Origin of the sequence: Streptomyces sp. NRRL S-244 (genome assembly GCF_000717915.1) — a bacterium.
GTDB lineage: Bacteria > Actinomycetota > Actinomycetes > Streptomycetales > Streptomycetaceae > Streptomyces.
In genome coordinates this window covers 170,442-190,661 of sequence record NZ_JOCX01000004.1, presented here as the reverse complement: position 1 = coordinate 190,661, position 20,220 = coordinate 170,442, and the positions used below count along the sequence as shown (strand labels likewise).

The window sequence follows — 20,220 nt, the reverse complement described above, 5'->3', positions numbered from 1 at the left end:
GTCCTTGTTCGGAATCGGTGGTTTCGGGGCCGCTACGGGGCGGTCGTGGCGAAGGGGGCGGCGGAGGCTTGGGCGTTCAGCGCCTCGGCGAACTCGTCGACGGCCTGGAAGAGGTCCAGTTCCGCCTCGGGCCGCAGCCGGCCGGGGCCGGCCCCGCGCTCCACGGAGGAGTCCAGGACGAACCGGCCGGCGGTGACGTGCCGGGCTCCGAGCGCGGCGAGCACCGGGCGCAGGGCGTAGTCGAGGGTCAGTACGTGGGCGAGGCTGCCGCCGGTGGCGATCGGCAGGACCGTCTTCCCGGCCAGCCCGTCCTGCGGGAGCAGATCGAGGAAGGCCTTGAGCAGGCCGGTGTACGCGGCCTTGTAGACCGGGGTCGCGACGATGATCCCGTCGGCCTCCGCGACGGCTTCGAGGGCCCTGCGGATCTCGGGCTCGCCGCGGCGGGCCGAGAGGAGGTCGGCGGCGGGCAGCTCCCGTACGGCGAGGTGGGCGGTGTCGAACCCGGCGTGGGCGAGCCGGCGCAGCACGTGCTCGGCGACGACGGCGGTACGGGAGTGCGGGGAGGGGCTGCCGGTGAGGGCGAGCAGGGTGGGCACGGTGCCTCCTGGGGCGCGTACGGGCGGGGCGGTTGGGTCAGGCGGTGGCGGAGGCGCCCGACGGGATGCCGAAGGACGGGTCGGGGACGGTCTCCGGGCTGATCAGGCGGGACGGGACCCCGTCCGGCCCCACGGGTACGTCGCCGTCGACCGTCACGCGGCGCAGGGTGCGCTCGTGGTCGTCGGAGTCGTCGACGCCGTAGTGCTGGGTGGCCCGGTTGTCCCAGATCGCGACGTCGCCGGCCCGCCACTGCCAGCGGACGGTGTTCTCGGGGCGCTCGATGTGCGACTGGAAGAGGTCGACCAGCGCACGGGAGTCCTGACCGGTCAGGCCGTCGATCCGCTGGACGAAGTTGCCGAGGAGCAGGGTGCGTTCGCCGGTCTCGGGGTGGACGCGGACGACGGGGTGCTCGGTGCGGAACTTCGTGGACGTGAACACCTCGCGGTACTGGGCGAGGGCCTCGGGCAGCGCGTCGGGCTTGAGGGCGGCGTAGTCGTACTCGTTGGTGTGGACGGCGCGCAGGCTGTCGGCGAGGACGCGGAGCGGCTCGGGGAGGTGGGCGTACGCGGCGGCGGTGTTGGCCCAGAGGGTGTTGCCGCCGTACGGGGGGATGGTGACGGCGCGGAGGATGGAGAACGCGGGGTAGGCGGGGACGAAGGTGACGTCGGTGTGCCACTGGTTGGCGCGGGCGCCGTGGTGGGAGTCGATGCCGAGGGCGTAACGGCCGTCGGCGGAGGGCACGGTGGGGTGGGCGACGGGCGTGCCGAGAAGTTGGGCGAAGGCTTCGTGGCCGGCCTCGTCGAGGTGGTCCTGGTCGCGGAAGAAGACGACCTTGTGGGCGAGGAGGGCGGACCGGACCTCGGCGACGACCTCGTCCGGAAGCCCACCCCCCAGCCGCACGCCCTCGATCTCGGCGCCGATCCGGCCACCGATCCGGGTGACAACGGGCTGGGTGCGGGTGGCGGTGCTCATGGGAACTCCTTCGGGTTGGTTTCGACAGCGGATGGCCGCAAGGCGGCGACCGGACGCGGAGCGGGTACGGGGCGCCGGCCGGAGGGGGAAGGTCCGGCCTGCGGGCAGGGCTTGCCGCCGGTCCGCGGGACAGGGGGTGCTGGGCATGTGACCGCGAGACGGCCGCAGGGGGTCGCCGAACGGGTCGACCTGGGGCCGGGTCGTCGGCCTTCGGTCAGGTGGCCGGAGGCTGGTTGGCCGGAGGCCGAGCGGGATTCGAGCCGGTTGGCAGGGCCGAACCGGCCGGAGGCCGGAAGGCGAACGGCCGCGGCCTGACCGGCCGACCGCGGAGGAGCCGGCCGGGAGCCGGGCCGTGCCGGGTCGCAGTGGGACCGATGGCCGGTCCGGCGGGAGGCCGAACGGTCATCGGGCAGGACCCGGGGCGGCGCTCAGGCGCGGCGCGGGGCCTGACAGCGGCCCGGACACGCACCCGGCGCGGTACAGGAGCCGGGGGTGTGGAACCGCGGGGCGAGAAGCTCGTACGCGGACATGGCTCGGAGCCTGGCAGCGACTCCAGGACGGGTCAAGCCCCGCCCGACACGCCGAAACAAACCCTGAACGGATCCCCCGCCCACCTCGGCGCACCACCCCTGACCTGGCGTTTCAATCGCACTTGTAGGCACCACCCACCGCCCCCGAACGGCTGAAAACCGTGGCCGGATTTCACGCCCCTGCAACGCGACCGCCACGCACCCGCCGGGCCGCATGCCCTCGGGGCCGAAGCCGCCCCCCGGCACCGGCCCCACCCCGGCCCCACTCCGGCCCCGCCACCGCCCCCGGCCCCGGGCCCCCGAACGCCGCGCCGCCGCTCGGGACGCTCTTTCGTGACCCGACCCCTCTCACATGAGAGGGGGAGATCACATCCGGTGGTTATAGTCGTGCACAAGGCCACCCCCCTAGCATTCGAGCCATGACGGTCCTGCCTGATGACGGGCTCTCCTTGGCCGCCGAGTTCCCTGACGCGACGCATGAGCAGTGGCAGCGCCTGGTAGAGGGCGTTCTACGCAAGTCCGGCAAGGACGTATCCGGCGAAGCCGCAGAAGACGCGTTGTCCACGAAGCTCGAGGACGGGCTCATCACCCGCCCGCTGTACACCGCACCCGAAACGGCCGAAGAGACCGGGTTTCCCGGATTCGCGCCGTTCATACGGGGCGGCAGCCCCGCCGGTGGTGCCGCCGCCGGTTGGGACGTACGGCAGCGGTACGTCGGAAATGACCCCGTACGGGTGAACGAGGCCGTTCTCACCGACCTCGAGAACGGGGTCACCTCCCTCTGGCTGTCCCTGGGCGGCGGCCCCGGCGGGCTCCCCGTCGACGCGCTCCCCCGCGCCCTCGACGGCGTCTACCTCGACCTGGCTCCCGTCTCCCTCGACGCCGGAGCCGAATACGCCGACGCCGGCCGCGCCTTGCTGCGCCTGTACGCCGAGCGGCGGGTGGCCCCCGAGGCCGCCCGCGCGAGCCTCGGCGCCGACCCGCTCGGCCATGAGGCCCGTACGGGTGAAGTCCTGGACCTCGCCGGCGCCGTCGGCCTCGCCCGGGAGGCCGCCGCGCACTGGCCCGGCGTCCGCACCCTCCTCGTCGACGCGCTGCCGTACCACGAGGCCGGCGGCTCGGCCGCCGAGGAGCTCGGCCTGTCGCTGGCCACCGGCGTCGCGTACCTGCGCGCCCTCACGGAGGGTGCCGCTACGGACGGCGCCCCCACCGCCGAAGGACCCACCGCCGAAGGCCTCGGCGTCGACGCCGCCCTCGGCCAGCTCGAGTTCCGCTACGCCGCGACCGCCGACCAGTTCCTCACCATCGCGAAGTTCCGCGCCGCGCGCCGTCTGTGGGCCCGGATCGCCGAGGCCTGCGGGGCCCCCGACGCCGGCGCCCAGCGCCAGCACGCCGTCACCTCTCCCGTGATGATGACCCGCCGCGACCCGTGGGTGAACATGCTGCGCACCACCGTCGCCTGCATGGCGGCGGGCGTCGGCGGGGCCGACTCGGTCACCGTGCTCCCCTTCGACCACGAGCTGGGCCTGCCGGACGCCTTCGCGCGCCGCATCGCCCGCAACACCTCCACCATCCTGCTGGAGGAGTCGCACCTGGCCCGCGTCATCGACCCGGCCGGCGGCTCGTACTACGTGGAGCAGCTCACCGACGAACTCGCGCACGCCGCCTGGGAGTTCTTCCAGACGATCGAGAAGGCCGGCGGCCTGGCCGCCGCCCTGCGCTCCGGGCTGGTCGCCGACCGGCTGGCCGCCACCTGGGCCGAGCGCTCCAAGCGGCTCGCCAAGCGCCGTGAACCCATCACGGGCGTCAGCGAGTTCCCACTGCTCTCGGAGAAGCCCCTCGACCGCGAGCCCGCCCCGGCGGGCCCCACGGGCGGGCTGCCGCGCGTACGGCGCGACGAGGCGTACGAGGCGCTGCGCGCCCGCAGCGACGCGCACCTGGCCGCGACGGGGAACCGTCCGCGCATCTTCCTCGCCGCGCTGGGACCTGCGGCGGCGCACACCGCGCGCGCCACCTTCGCCGCGAACCTGTTCCAGGCGGGTGGCGTCGAGCCGGTCCACGACCCGGTGTCGGTGGACCCGGCGACGGCCGCCGAGGCCTACGCCGCGAGCGGCGCGGACGGCATGGCCGTGCTGTGCTCCAGCGACGCGCTGTACGAGGAGCAGGCCGAGGCGGTGGCCGCGGCCCTGCGCGCGGCCGGTGCGACGACGGTGTTCCTCGCGGGCAAGCCCGGCACGTCGGCCGGCGCCGTGGACGAGTACGTATTCGCCGGCTGCGATGCGGTCGCCGTGCTGTCCTCCGTACTCGACCGGATGGGAGTGTCCTCGTGAGCGGCACCGCAATCCCCGATTTCTCCGCCCTCCCGCTGGGCGGCGGCGCCGCCGCGGCCGGGTCCGAGGACCAGTGGCGTGCGGCGGTGAAGGAGTCCACCGGGACCGCCGCCGGAGACCTGCTGTGGGAGACCCCCGAGGGCATCGGCGTGAAGCCGCTGTACACGGGCCGGGACCTGGAGGGGCTGGACTTCCTCCGGACCTACCCGGGCGTGGCCCCGTACCTGCGCGGCCCGTACCCGACCATGTACGTCAACCAGCCCTGGACGATCCGGCAGTACGCGGGCTTCTCCACGGCCGAGGAGTCGAACGCCTTCTACCGCCGCAACCTCGCGGCCGGCCAGAAGGGCCTGTCGATCGCCTTCGACCTGCCCACGCACCGCGGCTACGACAGCGACCACCCGCGCGTCACGGGTGACGTCGGCATGGCGGGCGTGGCGATCGACTCGATCTACGACATGCGCCAGCTGTTCGACGGCATTCCGCTGGACAAGATGACGGTGTCGATGACGATGAACGGCGCGGTGCTGCCGGTCCTCGCCCTCTACATCGTGGCGGCGGAGGAGCAGGGCGTCTCCCCCGACAAGCTCGCCGGGACCATCCAGAACGACATCCTCAAAGAGTTCATGGTCCGCAACACCTACATCTATCCGCCCAAGCCCTCGATGCGGATCATCTCCGACATCTTCTCGTTCACCTCGCAGAAGATGCCGCGGTACAACTCCATCTCGATCTCCGGCTACCACATCCAGGAGGCCGGGGCCACGGCCGACCTGGAGCTCGCGTACACGCTGGCCGACGGCGTGGAGTACCTGCGCGCCGGTCAGGGCGCCGGGCTGGACGTGGACGCGTTCGCGCCGCGCCTGTCGTTCTTCTGGGCGATCGGCATGAACTTCTTCATGGAGGTCGCGAAGCTGCGCGCCGCGCGCCTGCTGTGGGCGCGCCTGGTCAAGCAGTTCGACCCGAAGAACTCGAAGTCGCTCTCGCTGCGCACCCATTCGCAGACCTCGGGCTGGTCGCTGACCGCCCAGGACGTGTTCAACAACGTCACGCGCACGTGCATCGAGGCGATGGCGGCGACCCAGGGGCACACCCAGTCGCTGCACACCAACGCCCTCGACGAGGCGCTCGCGCTGCCGACGGACTTCTCGGCGCGCATCGCCCGCAACACCCAGCTGCTGCTCCAGCAGGAGTCGGGGACCTGCCGGTCGATCGACCCGTGGGGCGGCAGCGCGTACGTCGAGAAGCTGACGTACGACCTGGCGCGCCGGGCCTGGCAGCACATCCAGGAGGTCGAGGCGGCCGGCGGCATGGCGCAGGCCATCGACGCGGGCATCCCGAAGCTGCGCGTGGAGGAGGCCGCGGCCCGTACGCAGGCGCGGATCGACTCGGGGCGCCAGCCGGTGATCGGCGTGAACAAGTACCGGGTGGAGAACGACGAGCAGATCGACGTGCTCAAGGTCGACAACTCCTCGGTGCGCACGCAGCAGATCGAGAAGCTGCGGCGGCTGCGCGAGGAGCGCGACGAGGCGGTCACGCAGGACGCGCTGCGGGCACTGACGAACGCCGCGGACCGCGCGGACGGGAACCTGCTGGCGCTGGCGGTGGACGCGGCGCGGGCCAAGGCCACGGTGGGTGAGATCTCGGACGCACTGGAGAAGGTGTACGGGCGGCACGCGAGCCAGATCCGTACGATCTCGGGTGTGTACCGCACCGAGGCGGGCGAGTCCCCGAACGTGGAGCGCACGCGTGCGCTGGTCGACCGGTTCGAGGAGGCGGAGGGGCGCCGTCCGCGTGTCCTGGTCGCCAAGATGGGCCAGGACGGGCACGACCGCGGCCAGAAGGTGATCGCGACCGCCTTCGCCGACCTGGGCTTCGACGTGGACGTCGGCCCGCTGTTCCAGACCCCGGCGGAGGTGGCCCGCCAGGCCGTCGAGGCGGACGTCCACGTGGTGGGCGTGTCGTCGCTGGCGGCCGGTCACCTGACCCTCGTACCGGCGCTGCGCGAGCAGTTGGCGGAGGAGGGGCGCGAGGACATCATGATCGTGGTGGGCGGGGTGATCCCGCCGGCCGACGTGCCGACGCTGCTGGAGATGGGCGCGGCGGCGGTGTTCCCGCCCGGCACGGTGATCCCGGACGCGGCCCACGACCTGGTGACGCGGCTGGCCGCGGAACTGGGCCACGAGCTGTAGGGCGCGGCCGATGCCTCCGAAGATCGAGATCGAGGCCTACGCGAAGGGGGTCCTCGACGGGAAGCGCGCGTTCATCGCGCGCGCCATCACCCTCGTCGAGTCCACCCTGCCCGCCCACCGCGCCCTGGCGCAGCAGCTGTTGACGGAACTGCTCCCCCACGCGGGGCGGGCGCGCCGGATCGGGATCAGCGGGGTGCCGGGGGTCGGCAAGTCCACGTTCATCGACGCTTTCGGCACGATGCTGACGGGGCTGGGCCACCGGGTGGCGGTCCTGGCGGTGGACCCGTCCTCCACCCGTACGGGCGGTTCGATCCTGGGCGACAAGACGCGGATGGAGCGCCTGTCGGTGGACCCGGCGGCGTTCGTCCGCCCGTCGCCTTCGGCGGGGACGCTGGGCGGGGTCGCGAAGGCCACCCGGGAGTCGATGATCGTCATGGAGGCGGCGGGCTACGACGTGGTCCTCGTCGAAACGGTGGGCGTGGGCCAGTCGGAGACGACGGTCGCCGGCATGGTGGACTCCTTCCTCCTGCTCTCCCTGGCCCGTACGGGGGATCAGCTGCAGGGCATCAAGAAGGGTGTCCTGGAGCTGGCGGACGTCCTCGCGGTGAACAAGGCGGACGGCCCACACGAGCGCGACGCGAAGGCGGCGGCGCGGGAGTTGTCGGGCGCCCTGCGCCTGATGCACCCGGCCGACGCGGCCTGGACCCCGCCCGTACTCACGTGCAGCGCGCGGGAGTCGGCGGGTCTGGACGAGGTGTGGAACCGCCTGGAGCAACACCGCCGGCTGCTGGACGCGGGCGGCCGGCTGGCGGCGAAGCGCGCCGATCAGCAGGTGGAGTGGACCTGGTCGATGGTCCGCGAGGAGCTCCTGGAACGCCTGCGCGCGAACCCGGCCGTCCGCGACGTGTCGCCCGCCCTGGAAGCAGCGGTCCGAGCGGGCACCGTCACCCCCACCTCCGCGGCGGACCGCATCCTGTCGGCGTTCGCCAACTGACCGACCCACCCCGGTGTCCGGGGTGGGTCGGAGCGGGTCAGGCTTCGATCAGGGCCGCGTCCTGGGTGCCCAGCGCGCGGGCCAGGACGCGGGTCTGCCCGGCCGGGTCCGTGGTGGCCAGCAGGGCCGAGAGGACCGCGATGCGGGCCTGGCCGGCGCGGAGGGTGCCCGTCGGGACGGCGCCCGCGGCGACCAGGTCCACGGCGCCGCCGTGCGTGTAGATCTCCGTCACCGGCCCGGCGGCGACCCGCGTGGTCAGCGCGACCAGCACGCCTCGCGCGACGGCGTCCCGTACCGCGTCCACGATCTCGGGAGTCGCGTTCCCGGCCCCCGTACCGACCAGCACGAGCCCCCGCGCACCCGCCGCGAGCGCGGCCTTCAGGAGCACCGGGTCCCCGTCCGCGTGGTGCATCACCATGTCCACCCGCGGCGGCACCTCCGGCATGGCCGGCAGCGGCAGCGGCTCCGGGCGCTGCGGGGCCCGCAGCATCGTGACCTTGCCGAAGCCGATCTTGCCGAGCAGTTCCTTCGAGGGGTCGGCGAACGCGTCCAGCGCCACCGCCTGGGTCTTCACCGTGCCGCGGGCCGCGTGCACCCGCCCGCCGAAGGCGATCAGCACGCCGAGCCCCCGGGTGTTCGCCGCGGTGAGCAGGGCGTCGTAGAGGTTGCCCGGGCCGTCCCCGTCGGCCGTGCCCATCGGGCGCTGCGCGCCGGTGAAGACGACGGTGCGCGGGTCGTGGTGGTGCAGGTCGACGAGGAACGCCGACTCCTCCAGGGTGTCGGTGCCGTGCGTGACGACGATGCCGTCCACGCCCGGATCGGCGAGCACCTCGTGCACGGTGCGCAGCAGGGTGAGCTGGTGGGCGGTGGTCAGCCGGGGGCTGTTCACGCTGAACAGGTCCACCACGTCGATGGTGATGTCCTCGGGCAGCGGCGCGGTGGCCATGACCTCACGCCCGTCGGCGTCGGCCGCGAAGCCGGAACCCTGCCAGCGGCTGGCTATCGTGCCGCCGGTGCTGATGACGACGATCCGTCCCATGGCCACCCTTTCTCGCGTACGGGTGATACCTCGTACAGATGTGCTGAGCTGGCAATGATAGTGAGATCGATGCGCAACGCGATTGCCAGTTTCACTCACACTCTCACCCTCCACGGGGTGATAATTGCCCGATGGACGCCATTGACCGTGAAATCTTGCGCGAGCTCCAGGCCGACGGCCGCCTCAGCAACCAGGAGCTGGCCCAGCGTGTCGGCTTGACTCCCTCCCCCTGCATGCGCCGCGTACGCCAGCTCGAACAGGACGGGGTGATCCAGGGCTACCGCGCGGTGATCGCCCCCGAGGCGGTCGGCCGCGGCTTCGAGGTGCTGGTCTCGGTCGAGGTGCGCCGCGACCGCGCCGCCGTCGAGGCCTTCGAGGCCGCCCTCCAGGACATCCCCGACGTCATCGAGGCGTACCGCCTCTTCGGCAGCCCCGGCTGCCTCCTGCGCATCGCCGTCGCAGACCTCCGCGCGTACGAACGCCTCTGGATCGAAAAACTGACGGCCCTCTCCGGCGTCACGGAAGTCAACTCCCAGATCATCATGAAGCGCATCAAGGAACCAACGGGCCTCCCCGTCTGAACACACCAAGGCCCCGTTCGATGAACCAGAGGGCCGCGGCCGCGATGGCGGCGGGCACGGCATCAACCCCCTGGGCGTCTGCCGGAGTCACCCGGCCGGAGGAGCCGCCGTTGATATTGTCGGCCCTGCCCGGCTGCTCGTCCGGGCGAGGCATTCGGGGACTTCCGGGGGATCGATGGGGCCGCGCCTGGTGTTCGTGCACGGAATCGGCGGTCCTCGCGACCCCGCGGCCGAGCGGGAGATACTGCTGCGCGCGCTGGCCGACGGAGCGCGAGCAGCCGGCCATTCCCGCATCGTCCCGGGGCTGCTGGACGGGTCCCTCGCCGACGTGCGATTCGCCTACTACGGCGACCTGTTCACGGACGGCCGGGCCCGGGGCAGGGCGGGCCGCAGCGCGGACGAAGCCGAGGCGGAGCTGGTGGGAGAACTGCTGCTCGACGCGGTCGAGCAGCGACTGGCGGTCACCGCGGACGGGCAGGAGGCACGGGTGCTGCGCCGTGCCCGGGCACAGCTCGCCCCCGAGGGCGAGCAGCAAGGACTCGGCAACGTCCTGCGCCGGGTGCTCAACGCGGCGAACACCCTCCTTGCCCTGCCCGGCCTGAGCAGGGCGGGCGGCTGGATCAGCTCCGCCGTCATGGTCCACCACCTCGGGCAGGTCAGGCGCTACCTGGCCCGCCGGGATGCGGACGGAGCCGGGATCGGCATAGACCGGCGGATCCGCGACCGGGTCGCCGAACAGCTCGACGCCGCGGGTCCCACCATTGTCATCGCTCATTCGCTGGGCACCGTGGTCACGTTCGAGACGCTCCACGACCACACCGGCCCGGTGCCGCTGTTCGTCACCCTGGGCTCGCCCATCGGGATGCGCACGGCGGTGCGGCCCCGCATGCGGCCGCAGCCGCTGCGGGCGCCCGCGACCGTCGGCGGCTGGTTGAACTTCTGGGACCGCGACGACTTCATCGCGGGGCAGCCGGAGTTGGAGAAGTGGATCGCCCCGAACGCCGCAGCGGTGGGGCCGGTCAGCAGGCGCATCGACTCGGACGGTGCGTGGGCGCACCCTGCGGTCAAGTACCTCTCGCAGCCCGGTGTGGCCGGCCCCGTCGCCGAGGCGCTTGTGGCAGCCGCCGCCCGATGACCGCCCAGCTCCCGCCGCGGCACCTCCTGGTGATCGCTCCCCAGTGCCCGGACCTCGGGATGCTGCCGGGCCTGGAGGATGTGGCGCGCTCCCTCCACAGCACGCTGCTGGACCGCTGGACGGGCGGATGCGCGCAGCCGCCGCCGGGCGTGGCGACGCTGCTGTCCGGGCCGTCGATCAGGCAGACCCAGATCGAGGACGCCGTGCGCGGCGCGGCCCGCCGGGCCGGTGAGGCCGGCGCCGTGCTGGTCCTGGCCTTCGTCGGGCACGGCACGCTCCCCGGCGAGGTGCCGAAGCTGTTCCTGATGGCCGGCGACTCCCGGCAGGACGAGCCGACCACGGTCGTGAACGTGGGCGACCTGCTGTCGCAGGTGCTGGACACCCGGGGGGTCCAGGAGGTCATCGCCCTGGTGGACACCTGCCACGCCGGAGCAGCCGTACCGAACATCGCCGACCTGGGCGCGGGGATCCGCGAGGGCGCGACACGGCTGACGCTGCTGATGGCGGTGGGGCCCACCGAGACGACGTACGGGCTGGATTTCACACGCGGGCTGCTGCACGTGCTGGAAGCGGGCGTTCCTGGGGCAGGCGAGTTCTTGTCGGCGGAAACCCTGCGCGACGCCGTCAACGAGTCCGCGGACACGGGCGCCCGGCTGGTGCAGATGGACGGCGACCCCTTCGGCCGGCTGCGGTGGGTCGCGCGCAACGTCCGGCACGCCCGGGACGGCGGGCCGGTGCTGGGGCCCGCCGGTGAGGAGGAACTGGCCTGGGCACTGGAGCCGTTCGATGCGGAGGCGCTGCCGGGACCGGTCCACTGCGCCGCCGACCTGGAGAAGCTGCGGGAGGCCCTGCGCGGCCCGCGGTCCGGCGGTGCGGGATCCGAGGTCGAGGTGACGTGCGCACTGCGCACCGTCGACGGCCTGATCGACGCGTGCCACACGATCCGTCTGCTGCGTTCGTGGCCGGGCGCCCCGCTGACCTCCGAGCGGATCCGGCGGGCGGCCTGGTCCGCATGGCCGGCTGCCGCCGCGGCGGGCTCCCTGCCCGATACCGACGGCAGCGATCTCCTGCGCGACTGCGTGGAGTTGCTCAGGCTGCGGGCGCCCCGGGCGGGTGGCAGCCGTACGGCGCCGATCGCCGCGTTCGTGGCCGCGCTCGCCGAAGAGGACGGCCTCAAACCGGACTGCCCCGATCTGGCGGCGTGGGCCGGGGCGGGCAACGCGGTCGTCGAGCTCAATGACGCGTTCGCCGCGCTGGAACAGCAGGCCGGTTCCTCCCGGCTGCGGCTGGTCGTCAGTCTGCACGCGGCGCTCGCCGACGACTGGCCGGAGACGCTGGTCGCCTGGCTGTTGGACCGCGGCGAGCAGGTCGCACACCGGGAATTCGCCTGCGCCCCGAGTCGGGCGGGAGTCGAAGCCCAGCTGATGGGCGTGCTGAAGTGGGCGTCGACCGAGGCCAGGCGGGTCGGGGCGGCACTGCGGCGCGTGGAGATCGCGGCGCCCACCGCGCTCCTGACCCGGTGGCGGCCCGAGGAGGCCGGCCCTCAGGTGCTGCTGGGGGTGGGGTACGACGTCGTACTGCGCTGGAGCGAGCGGCTGTGCCCGCCCGACCACTTGAGCTGGATCAACGAACACGCCCGCATGCAGCTCGCGACGATGGCGGCGGAGCCCGGCTGCCGAGCCCCCGTGGACTGGCTCGACCAGGACGACACCTGCCGGCCGGCGGAGCTGAACGAGCGGCTGCGGAAAGGCGCCTACGGGCGGGCCGTCGCCCTGGGTCACCGGCCCGAGCACCTCGACCAGGTGATGCCCTCCCTGCTGGCCTACGCGCCGATCGTGCTGTGGCCCGAGGGCGCGGAAGACCTGCCGCCGGACTCCCGCACGAGTGTGGACCGCTACTGGAACCGGCTGCCCGGGGAGTTCAGCGCCGCCTACCGGGACAGTTGGAAGGTCCGGCCGGGGCAGAGCGGCGCGGCGGACGGCCGGGCGCACCTCGCGCGCTTGCGGTCCGTGTGGCACGACACGGAATGGCTGGACTTCTGCGACTGGTTCGAAGCGTGTACGACTGATGGGGAGAACACCGTATGACCTGGCAGCCCTTCTACGTCGGCGACGGCAGGCCGCGGGACGTGGACCTCGGCACGCCGCCGCCCTGGCGGAGGTTTCCCCGGCAGCCCCTGCACCGGCAGTTCCAGCCGCCCGCGGGTCTGGTCAGCGCGGTCAATGCCGCCCTGGCACTGCGGCGGCCGCTGCTGGTGACCGGCACCGCGGGATCCGGGAAGTCGACGGTGATCGAACAGGTGGCGGCCGAACTGAAACTGGGCGACGTGCTGCGCTGGCACATCACTTCCCGCAGCACGCTCACCGATGCCCTCTACCGCTATGACGCGTTGGGCCGCATCCACGCGCAGCGCCTCGAAGGGGCGGACGGCAGCGACGACATCGCCCCGTTCCTGCGGCTGGGCCCGCTGGGGACGGCCCTGTTGCCGACGCGGCTCCCGCGGGCGCTGCTCATCGACGAGATCGACAAGAGCGACCTCGATCTGCCGAGCGACCTGCTCGACGTACTGGAGCGCGGCGAGTTCGAGATCCCCGAGCTCGCACGGTACCGGGAGGACGTCGTGGAGGTACGCGAGTGGGGCGGCGACGCCCGGCACCCCGTGGCCAAGGGCCGGGTGCAGTGCGACAGCTTCCCGTTCATCGTGATGACGAGCAACGGCGAACGGGACTTCCCCGGCGCCTTCCTGCGCCGCTGCGTGCGCTACACCATGCCGATGCCCACGGCCGCGTCGCTGCGCCAAGTGGTCGAGGCCCACCTGGAGATCGACGAGGACCGGTCCGGCTCGGTGGACGCGCTGATCGCGGGGTTCGTGGAGCGGCTCGCCGCGAACGAGAGCCTGGCCGTGGACCAGCTCCTCAATGCGGTGCACGTGCTCACCGGGGCGGGCGCGCCGGGCGGGGCGGACGAGCAGGAAGTCATGCGGCTGATCCTGCGCGAGCTGTCTCGTGCCTGAGTCTGCTTCCTCCGGGGCGGCGCCGGCCGGCGCGATCGGCACGGCTGCGCTGGCGCGGGCCGTCGCCGCCCTGCGCGCCGCGGCTCCCGCGCTGGACGCCACGGCCCTCGCGGAGGCGTTGTGGCTGGCGGCCCGCATGGACGCGGCGGCGACCGCGGCCGCGACGGACCGTGCGGCCGACCGGGAGCCGGAGCGCTCCGGGGAGAGTGGTTCCGTCCCCGCCGACCCGCCCTGGACAGAGCGGGCCGAGGCACGACCGCAGTCCGGGACCGAGGGGCGCGAGGGACATGCGGGGCACGAGGGGCCCGACGGCGAGCGGGCACTGCACGAGCGGCTGCCCGGGTCGGGCAGCCGGGTGCGCGGCGATGCGCTGACCGCCCCGCGCGGCGCACGGCTTCCGCTCGCGCTCGACGTGACGCGGGCGCTGCGTCCCTGGAAGCGGCAGTGGCGGCCCGGCCGGCGCCACGAGCTGGACGTCGAGGCCACGGTGGACGGGTACGCGAGGAGCGGCGAGCTGATCCCGGCGTTCAGGGCCGCGCCGGAGCGTTGGTTCGACCTGGTCCTCGTCGTGGACCGGTCGCCCTCGATGCAGGTGTGGAAGGACACTGTCGGCGCCTTCGCCGGTGTACTGGACCGGCTGGGCGCGTTCCGTACGCTCCAGATCCGGGACCTGACCTTCGACGGCCCGGCGGGCGCGGCACTGCGCGACGGTCAGGGCCGACCGACCCCGCCCGGCCGGCTCCGCTCACCGGACGGGCGCCGTCTGGTGGTAGTCGTATCGGACTGCACGGCCGGGGCATGGCGCAGGCCCCAGGTGTGGCAGCAGGTGCGGGACTGGTCCCTGACGACACCGGTCGCGCTGCTCAACCCGCTGCCGGCCGCCATGTGGCGCAGGACCGGCCTCGACCTGCCGACGGTCCGGGTCGCACCGGCCGTTCCCGGCGCGCACAACGCTCAGCTCGTCTTCGACCGGCCGCCTCTGCTGCCACCGGCCGAGGACGCGGGACAGGGCTACTGGCTGCCGATCCCGGTCCTGTCGCTGTCGCCGCACTCCCTGGACCGCTGGTCGCGGACGGTGATGCGCGCCGCGCCGGACGGCTGTGGCGCCGTACTGGTCCCGCCCGCCGGCCGGGTCGGGAGCGCCGATCAGCCGCGTCCGCCGGCGTCCCGGAGCCTGGAAGCACGTACGGAGGGGTTCCTCCGCACGGCCGCGCCCGCGGCCGCCCGGCTGGCGGTGCTGGCCTCGGCCTACGACCGGCTGAGCCTGACGCTGCTGCACCTGATCCGCCAGGAACTCGTACCGGAGGCGACGACCGCCGACCTCGCCGAGCTGCTGACGGGCAGCGTGTTCACCCTGGAGACGCAGGCCGGCGGCGCCGTGGAACTCGTCGTGCCGCCGCAGGTGCAGGGCCTGCTGAGGCAGCACCTCGCGGAGCGCGATGTGATGCGGCTGGACCGCGCCGTGAGCGGGTACATCTGCGCACAGGTCGGCGGGCAGGGCGGAATGCCCGCAGTGGCCGCCCGTACGTCGGAGCCCGGACAGGACTCCCCGGACGCGCCGGACCTTCCCGCGGAACTGCGGCCGTTCGCGCAGGCGTCACTGCGGACGCTTCAACTGCTCGGGCTGGCCGCCCCGGAGGCGACGTCCGCCCAGCCCAGCCGATGGCCGGTGCCCGATCAGCTTCCGCCGCAGTCGGAGCCGTTCTTCGTGGGCCGGCAGAACGAGGTCGCCCGGGCCATCCGCCTCGTGACCGGCCCTGGTGTCCCGACCGTATGCATCACCGCGCCTCAAGGCGTGCAGGGTGCGGGCGCCACCAGCCTGATGCTGCACGTGGCGCACCGGGTGAAGGAACAATTCGAAGACGGTGTGCTCTTCGCCGACCTGCACACGACGAACGTCTCATCGGCCCTGTACGGCTTCCTCCGGGCGCTCGGCGTCCCGAGCACGACCATTCCGAGCGGCATGCAGGACATGGCGGAGCTGTACCGCGCCACGCTGGCCGGACGCCGCGTCCTCATCGTGCTCGACAACCCCTCCACCGACTCCGCGGCCAGGCTGCACCCGACAAGTCCCGGCTGCGCCGTCCTGGCAACGGCCAAGGACGCGGCGGGACCCTTCCGGTCGGTCGTCTCCCTCGGGCCACTGGACAGCGCGAGCGTGCAGACCCTGATGCGCCGCTTCGCACCGCAGCCGGACGGCGCCGTACCCGCCGCCCACCTCACGGAGCCCTTCCACCTCGCCGAAGCCTGGCCCCTGGCCGTCAAGGTGATCGCCAAGTGGGTCGCCGCCGACAGCTACGCACCCGCCACACTGCGGGCAGCGCCTCCCGGCACGCCGGAGCAGCTGCCCGGCTGGGACCTGCGGTCGGTCCTGACCGCGCGGCTGAACCGGCTCGCGCCCGATCGGGTTCGGGCGCTGCTGCTGCTGGCGCTGCATCCGCGGGCCCGGCTGACGCTCGCGGAGATCGCCGTGCTGCTGGGCACCACGGAGCGCGAGGCCCAATGGTCCACCGATGCCCTGGTCGCCGCCGGACTGGTGGAGCGTTCCCCGGGGGATGTTCACCATCTACACGACGCCATCAGGAGTTTCGCTCAGGCCAAGGGGCTGTCCGACCTCCCCGCCGCGGAATGGCGTGCGGCGCTGGAGCGGCTGGTCTCCCACCATGGCCGCATCGTCGTCAGCGCCTGCACGCATGAGCATCCGGGTGACCCCCTTCCCCGCCAGGTCGGCTGCGATCCGTACGAGGGCCCACCGGAGTTCCCTCTGGGCGACTACGCGGACCGGCACCCGCACCTGCTGACCCTGCTCACACCGCGCGACGAAGCCGAGGACGGCGACCTGGGCACCCGGGCCCGCCTGTTGGTCCTGCTGCGCGACCTCGCGGCGTCGCCGCGCCACCGGACGGCATATGCGAGGGCCGCCGACGGGCTGTCCAAGGCTGCGCTCGCCGCCTCGGACGAGGCGAGTCACAGCTGGGCAGGGGTCGCGCTGGCCCACAGCCAGCTGGCCTCGCACCACTTCTCGCGGGCCACCGCCACTCTGACTCAGTTGAAGGCGCCACCGACGGAACTGCGGTGCCTGATCGCCCGGTTGCAGGCCGACGCGGCCCTCGGCCAGGGCAAGCCGACGGTAGCCGAGTCACTGCTGGCGAAAGCGGTCGACCTCGCCCACGAGAACGGCGACCCGTTCAATGAGACGAAGGCCCTGCACCGCCTCGCCGAGCTGCTGGCCGGCGCCGGGCAGAGGGCTGCAGCCCTGCGCTACCTCGATCGGGAACTGAAGCTCCTCCGTACCCTTGGCGACGAGGAGTCGCTGGCCGTGGCCGCCCGCACCCTGCAGAACACGCTGGAGCACGCGCCCGACCTGCCGACCCCGGCCCCGGCCCCGGCCGTCCAGGCCCGGGCGGAGCGGGCCTCGGAACACGCGACCGTCATCATGGCCGACGGGGACCTGGGGGACGGCTCGCTGTACGGCCGCCTGCTCACGGCCGTACGGAGGGCCGGGGCGCTGGAGTCCGAGTACCGCATGCACATCACGGACAGCACCCTGACGGTGGCAGTGGCACGCCGGGTGCCGGTTGGGCGCCTCGTCGAGGCGCTCCTGGCGGGTCTCCCCGCTCCGGCGGTCCCCGTGTTCAGCATGGTGGTCCACACCGGCGTGGTCCATGAGGACTTCACAGGAACCGGCATCCGGACGGCCCGTCTTATCCTGCGCTCCTCCGAACTGAACCGCACCGCGTCGGAGCTGGGCCTGCTGAACCTGCTGACCGTCTCCGATGCGGCCATGCTCCTGTCGGAGCAATCGGGCGGAGCCTTCGCCAAGGTCCGACTCGCCGACGAATCCCTGGACGCCTGGCTGCACTACCCGGAAACGGCACGTCAGCCGCAGGCGCCGGTCACGGACGCAGCGCCGGACGAGGAGTTGGAGGCGCTGCACTCGTCCCTTCTTGCTGCGGATCCCGACGGCAGCGTGCTGGCGTACGCCCTGCGCGACGCCTTCGACTTCGTCCTCGACGGAACCCGTACGGGCCGCTTCGACGTCCGGGAGCTCTCACGCGCGGAACGGTCCGTGATCGGAGTCAAGGTCGAGCAGGCCATCACCTCGGCGTTGGCCCTTGAGCGTGGGGTCCGGATGGACCTGCGACACCGAGGCACAGAATTCGACCTACGCTTCTCCGGGCGTCGTGGCGTCTGGGCGATCCCGCCCGAAACGTACGGCCACATCTGCCTCCTCATCCACGCGGACGACCTCCATTCACGCTGGGGCGCCGGCCTGTTGCGCATCGATCCCGACCTCGTCCTCAGGCCTGCGGGCAACCGTGACGGCAACCGAGCGCTCCGGAGAACCGCGATGGACCGGGTGCGGTGGCTCCATCAGGACATGCCACTGCCCGAAAACGTCCTGCTCCATCTCGACCCCGACGCCCGTGCGGCGGTCCTCACCCCGCGGGGCCCGCAGAGGCGCGTCAACGAACTCTTCCGCAGGGCGATCGGCAAGCGGATCACGGTCACGACTCTCACCATGGTCGCCGGCCCGAGCGGCCACCGCCGCGCCCGAGAAGCCCGCCGCCTCCTGGAACCCGAGGGCATCGCCGTCCTCGGCCCCCGCGACCTGCCCCCCGACGGCTACTCCGCCCCGGCCCTCAACGAATGGATGAGCGTCCGCGTCCCCCCCACCCCCACCTGACGTCCGGCTCCACCACAGCCGGGCCGGCGACGGCTCATGCGTCGTCGCGGATGGGGACCGTCACCGGTCCTCACGCATGAAGCTGCCGCCCAGCTCCGGGGACATGATCCACGTCCTGTTCTAGGATTGCTACGACCATCTCAGCGGCCCGCCGGGCTTCCGCTCCACTTCCGTGGAACCGAAGGACATGCCCCCACCCGCACGAGCTACTTCGTGCTGCCTGGGGGCATTTTCTTGCTGTTCCGTGAGTCCGCGGCGTCGTTGGCCACCCGCACCCACCTCGAAGGACGGCTGGCCGAGCTCCTGAGCGAGAACTTCCTGCACAAGCACCGCCACCGGCCCCATCCGTCGGAGGTGCGCTCCTGGGAGCGCAGCATCCCCGCGCTCACCAATGCGCTGGTCGAAGCCGGCCTCGGCGAGGTGGAGATGCTGCTGGAGTACGGGCTGCCTCTGACCAGCAAACGCGCGGACGTGATACTGGCGGGGGTGCATCCGGGCACCGGAGGACCGTCGTACGTGGTGGTCGAGCTCAAGCAGTGGAGCAGTGCCTACCCGGAGGACGGCGACCCGCTGCGGTGCCGCATCGACGCGTACCCGGGGCCCGTCCTGAACCCGATCGAGCAGGTGCGGGGCTACTGCGACTATCTGGTGTCGTTCAACGGGGCATTGGAGCAGGCACCGGAGTCCATCGCCGGAGTGGCGTACCTGCACAACGCGACCGAGTTCGGGGTGGCAGGGCTGCGGGACGTGACGGAAGACCGTCGAGGCCGGATGTTCACCGGTGAGCAGCGCGGCGCCTTCCTCGACTACCTCCGCTCGATGCTCGCACCGAAGCCCGGCGCCGAAGCGGCCGACGCCCTGCTCCAGGGCAAGGTCAGGCCGTCCAGGCAGCTGATGGCCGTCGCCGCCGAAGAGGTGCGCAACCGGGAGCAGTTCGTGCTGCTGGGTGAGCAGCGGCTCGCGTACGAGACGGTGATGTCCGCGGTTCGAAAGGCGCGGAGGTCCAACCACAAGCAGGTGGTCGTGGTGGCCGGTGGTCCGGGCTCCGGCAAGAGCGTGATCGCGCTGTCCCTGCTGGGCGACCTCTATCGGCGCGGGGTGCCCGCCCTGCACGCCACCGGATCGGCGTCGTTCACCAAGACGATGCGCAGGGTCGCGGGAGCCCGCAAGCCCGAGGTCCAGAAGCTCTTCCGCTACTTCAACAGCTTCATGGAGGCCGAGCCCAACGACCTGGACGTGCTCGTCTGCGACGAGGCGCACCGCCTCCGCAAGACCTCCGCGAACCGCTACACCAAGGCCGCCCTGCGCTCCGGCCGCCCCCAGGTGGCGGAGCTGATGGACGCTGCACGGGTTCCGGTGTTTCTCCTGGACCAGCACCAGGTGGTGCGCCCGGGTGAGATGGGGACCGTGGAGGAGATCCGGGAGGCGGCGGCCGAGCAGGGGCTGGAGTGCACGGTGGTCGAGCTGGACAGCCAGTTCCGGTGCGGCGGCAGCGACGCGTACCTGCGCTGGGTGACCGGTCTGTTGGGGCTGGAGGGCGACGGGCCCGCCGCATGGGAACCCGACGGGAAGGTGCAACTGCTGGCGGCGGACAGCCCGCAGGAGCTGGAGGAGTTCCTGGCCGCACGGCGTGCCCTGGACTACGAGGCTCGGCTGTCTGCCGGCTACTGCTGGAAGTGGACGACGAAGATCACTCCGAGCATGACGGAGCTGCCCGCCGATGTGGTCATCGGCGACTGGGCGAAGCCGTGGAACCTGTCCGGGGACCGTTCCCTGCTCGGCGCGCCACCGGCGCCGCTGTGGGCCACCGACCCCGCGGGCTTCGAACAGGTCGGGTGCGTCTACACCGCGCAGGGCTTCGAGTACGACTGGTCCGGCGTGATCATGGGTCCGGACCTCGTCTGGCGGACCGACCGCTGGGTCGTGGACCGTACGGCGTCCAAGGACCCCTCCTTCACCAAGGCCACCCCGGACGAGGACGTCGACCGCCTGGTCCGCAACACCTACAAGGTGCTGCTGACGCGGGGCATGATCGGCACGATCATCTACTCAACCGACCCGGAAACCCGCGGGAAACTCCGCTCATTGATCCCGCCCGTTGCCGAGGTCTCGACCGCCGAATAGGGCCCGGACCAGCGGGAGGGCATCGT

12 protein-coding genes are annotated in these 20,220 nt (G+C 72.6%); 9 read left to right on the top strand and 3 right to left on the bottom strand.

From position 1 onward, the window contains the following. Positions 1–32: 32 nt before the first annotated feature. Positions 33–596, bottom strand: coding sequence for an NADPH-dependent FMN reductase (gene ssuE, locus IF02_RS0106835; protein WP_030154400.1), 564 nt, complete (start codon positions 594–596; stop codon positions 33–35). 37 nt (positions 597–633) lie between these two features. Continuing rightward, the gene (locus IF02_RS0106830) at positions 634–1,569 is read right to left on the bottom strand and encodes a TauD/TfdA dioxygenase family protein (protein ID WP_030154398.1); all 936 of its coding nucleotides are present in this window, start codon (positions 1,567–1,569) and stop codon (positions 634–636) included. 949 nt (positions 1,570–2,518) lie between these two features. Here IF02_RS0106830 and IF02_RS0106825 point away from each other — a divergent pair. From IF02_RS0106825 to meaB, 3 genes are read left to right on the top strand one after another with little or no spacing between them, the layout of a single operon-like run. After that, a complete protein-coding gene (locus IF02_RS0106825; RefSeq protein ID WP_030154396.1) occupies positions 2,519–4,429 on the top strand; it encodes a methylmalonyl-CoA mutase family protein in 1,911 nt (636 codons plus the stop codon). Beyond that, positions 4,426–6,621, top strand: coding sequence for a methylmalonyl-CoA mutase (gene scpA / locus IF02_RS0106820; RefSeq protein ID WP_030154394.1), 2,196 nt, complete (start codon positions 4,426–4,428; stop codon positions 6,619–6,621). The genes IF02_RS0106825 and scpA overlap by 4 nt, the downstream gene beginning before the upstream one ends. A gap of 10 nt (positions 6,622–6,631) precedes the next feature. After that, on the top strand, positions 6,632–7,615 hold the full coding sequence (gene meaB, locus IF02_RS0106815; RefSeq protein WP_030154391.1) for a methylmalonyl Co-A mutase-associated GTPase MeaB: 984 nt from the start codon (positions 6,632–6,634) through the stop codon (positions 7,613–7,615). A gap of 37 nt (positions 7,616–7,652) precedes the next feature. On the opposite strand, the gene IF02_RS0106810 is transcribed toward meaB, so the two are convergent. Next, positions 7,653–8,654, bottom strand: coding sequence for an asparaginase (locus IF02_RS0106810; RefSeq protein WP_030154389.1), 1,002 nt, complete (start codon positions 8,652–8,654; stop codon positions 7,653–7,655). 131 nt (positions 8,655–8,785) lie between these two features. On the opposite strand from IF02_RS0106810, the gene IF02_RS0106805 reads away from it, so the two are divergent. From IF02_RS0106805 to IF02_RS0106780, 6 genes are all read left to right on the top strand, one after another. Beyond that, complete coding sequence (locus IF02_RS0106805) at positions 8,786–9,235, top strand: Lrp/AsnC family transcriptional regulator (protein ID WP_030154387.1); 450 nt, start codon at positions 8,786–8,788, stop codon at positions 9,233–9,235. Positions 9,236–9,425: 190 nt separating this feature from the next. Beyond that, positions 9,426–10,370 carry a hypothetical protein gene (locus tag IF02_RS0106800; RefSeq protein ID WP_030154385.1) on the top strand — a complete coding sequence of 315 codons (945 nt, stop codon included), beginning with the start codon at positions 9,426–9,428 and terminating at the stop codon, positions 10,368–10,370. After that, positions 10,367–12,457: a caspase family protein gene (locus IF02_RS0106795; protein WP_030154383.1), complete on the top strand. Its 2,091-nt coding sequence runs from the start codon at positions 10,367–10,369 to the stop codon at positions 12,455–12,457. The genes IF02_RS0106800 and IF02_RS0106795 overlap by 4 nt, the downstream gene beginning before the upstream one ends. Further along, on the top strand, positions 12,454–13,383 hold the full coding sequence (locus tag IF02_RS0106790) for an AAA family ATPase (protein ID WP_030154381.1): 930 nt from the start codon (positions 12,454–12,456) through the stop codon (positions 13,381–13,383). The genes IF02_RS0106795 and IF02_RS0106790 overlap by 4 nt, the downstream gene beginning before the upstream one ends. After that, a complete protein-coding gene (locus IF02_RS33015) occupies positions 13,376–18,070 on the top strand; it encodes a NaeI family type II restriction endonuclease (protein WP_051695906.1) in 4,695 nt (1,564 codons plus the stop codon). The genes IF02_RS0106790 and IF02_RS33015 overlap by 8 nt, the downstream gene beginning before the upstream one ends. A 234-nt stretch (positions 18,071–18,304) precedes the next feature. Then, a complete protein-coding gene (locus tag IF02_RS0106780; protein ID WP_037835697.1) occupies positions 18,305–20,194 on the top strand; it encodes a DUF2075 domain-containing protein in 1,890 nt (629 codons plus the stop codon). Positions 20,195–20,220 lie beyond the last annotated feature (26 nt).

Excerpts from the sequence above, each read along its gene's own strand:
- IF02_RS0106810 (WP_030154389.1), bottom strand. The coding sequence starts at position 8,654 with ATGGGACGGATCGTCGTCATCAGCACCGGCGGCACGATAGCCAGCCGC.
- meaB (WP_030154391.1), top strand. The coding sequence starts at position 6,632 with ATGCCTCCGAAGATCGAGATCGAGGCCTACGCGAAGGGGGTCCTCGAC.
- IF02_RS0106805 (WP_030154387.1), top strand. The coding sequence starts at position 8,786 with ATGGACGCCATTGACCGTGAAATCTTGCGCGAGCTCCAGGCCGACGGC.
- IF02_RS0106790 (WP_030154381.1), top strand. The coding sequence starts at position 12,454 with ATGACCTGGCAGCCCTTCTACGTCGGCGACGGCAGGCCGCGGGACGTG.
- IF02_RS0106825 (WP_030154396.1), top strand. The coding sequence starts at position 2,519 with ATGACGGTCCTGCCTGATGACGGGCTCTCCTTGGCCGCCGAGTTCCCT.
- IF02_RS0106830 (WP_030154398.1), bottom strand. The coding sequence starts at position 1,569 with ATGAGCACCGCCACCCGCACCCAGCCCGTTGTCACCCGGATCGGTGGC.
- IF02_RS0106795 (WP_030154383.1), top strand. The coding sequence starts at position 10,367 with ATGACCGCCCAGCTCCCGCCGCGGCACCTCCTGGTGATCGCTCCCCAG.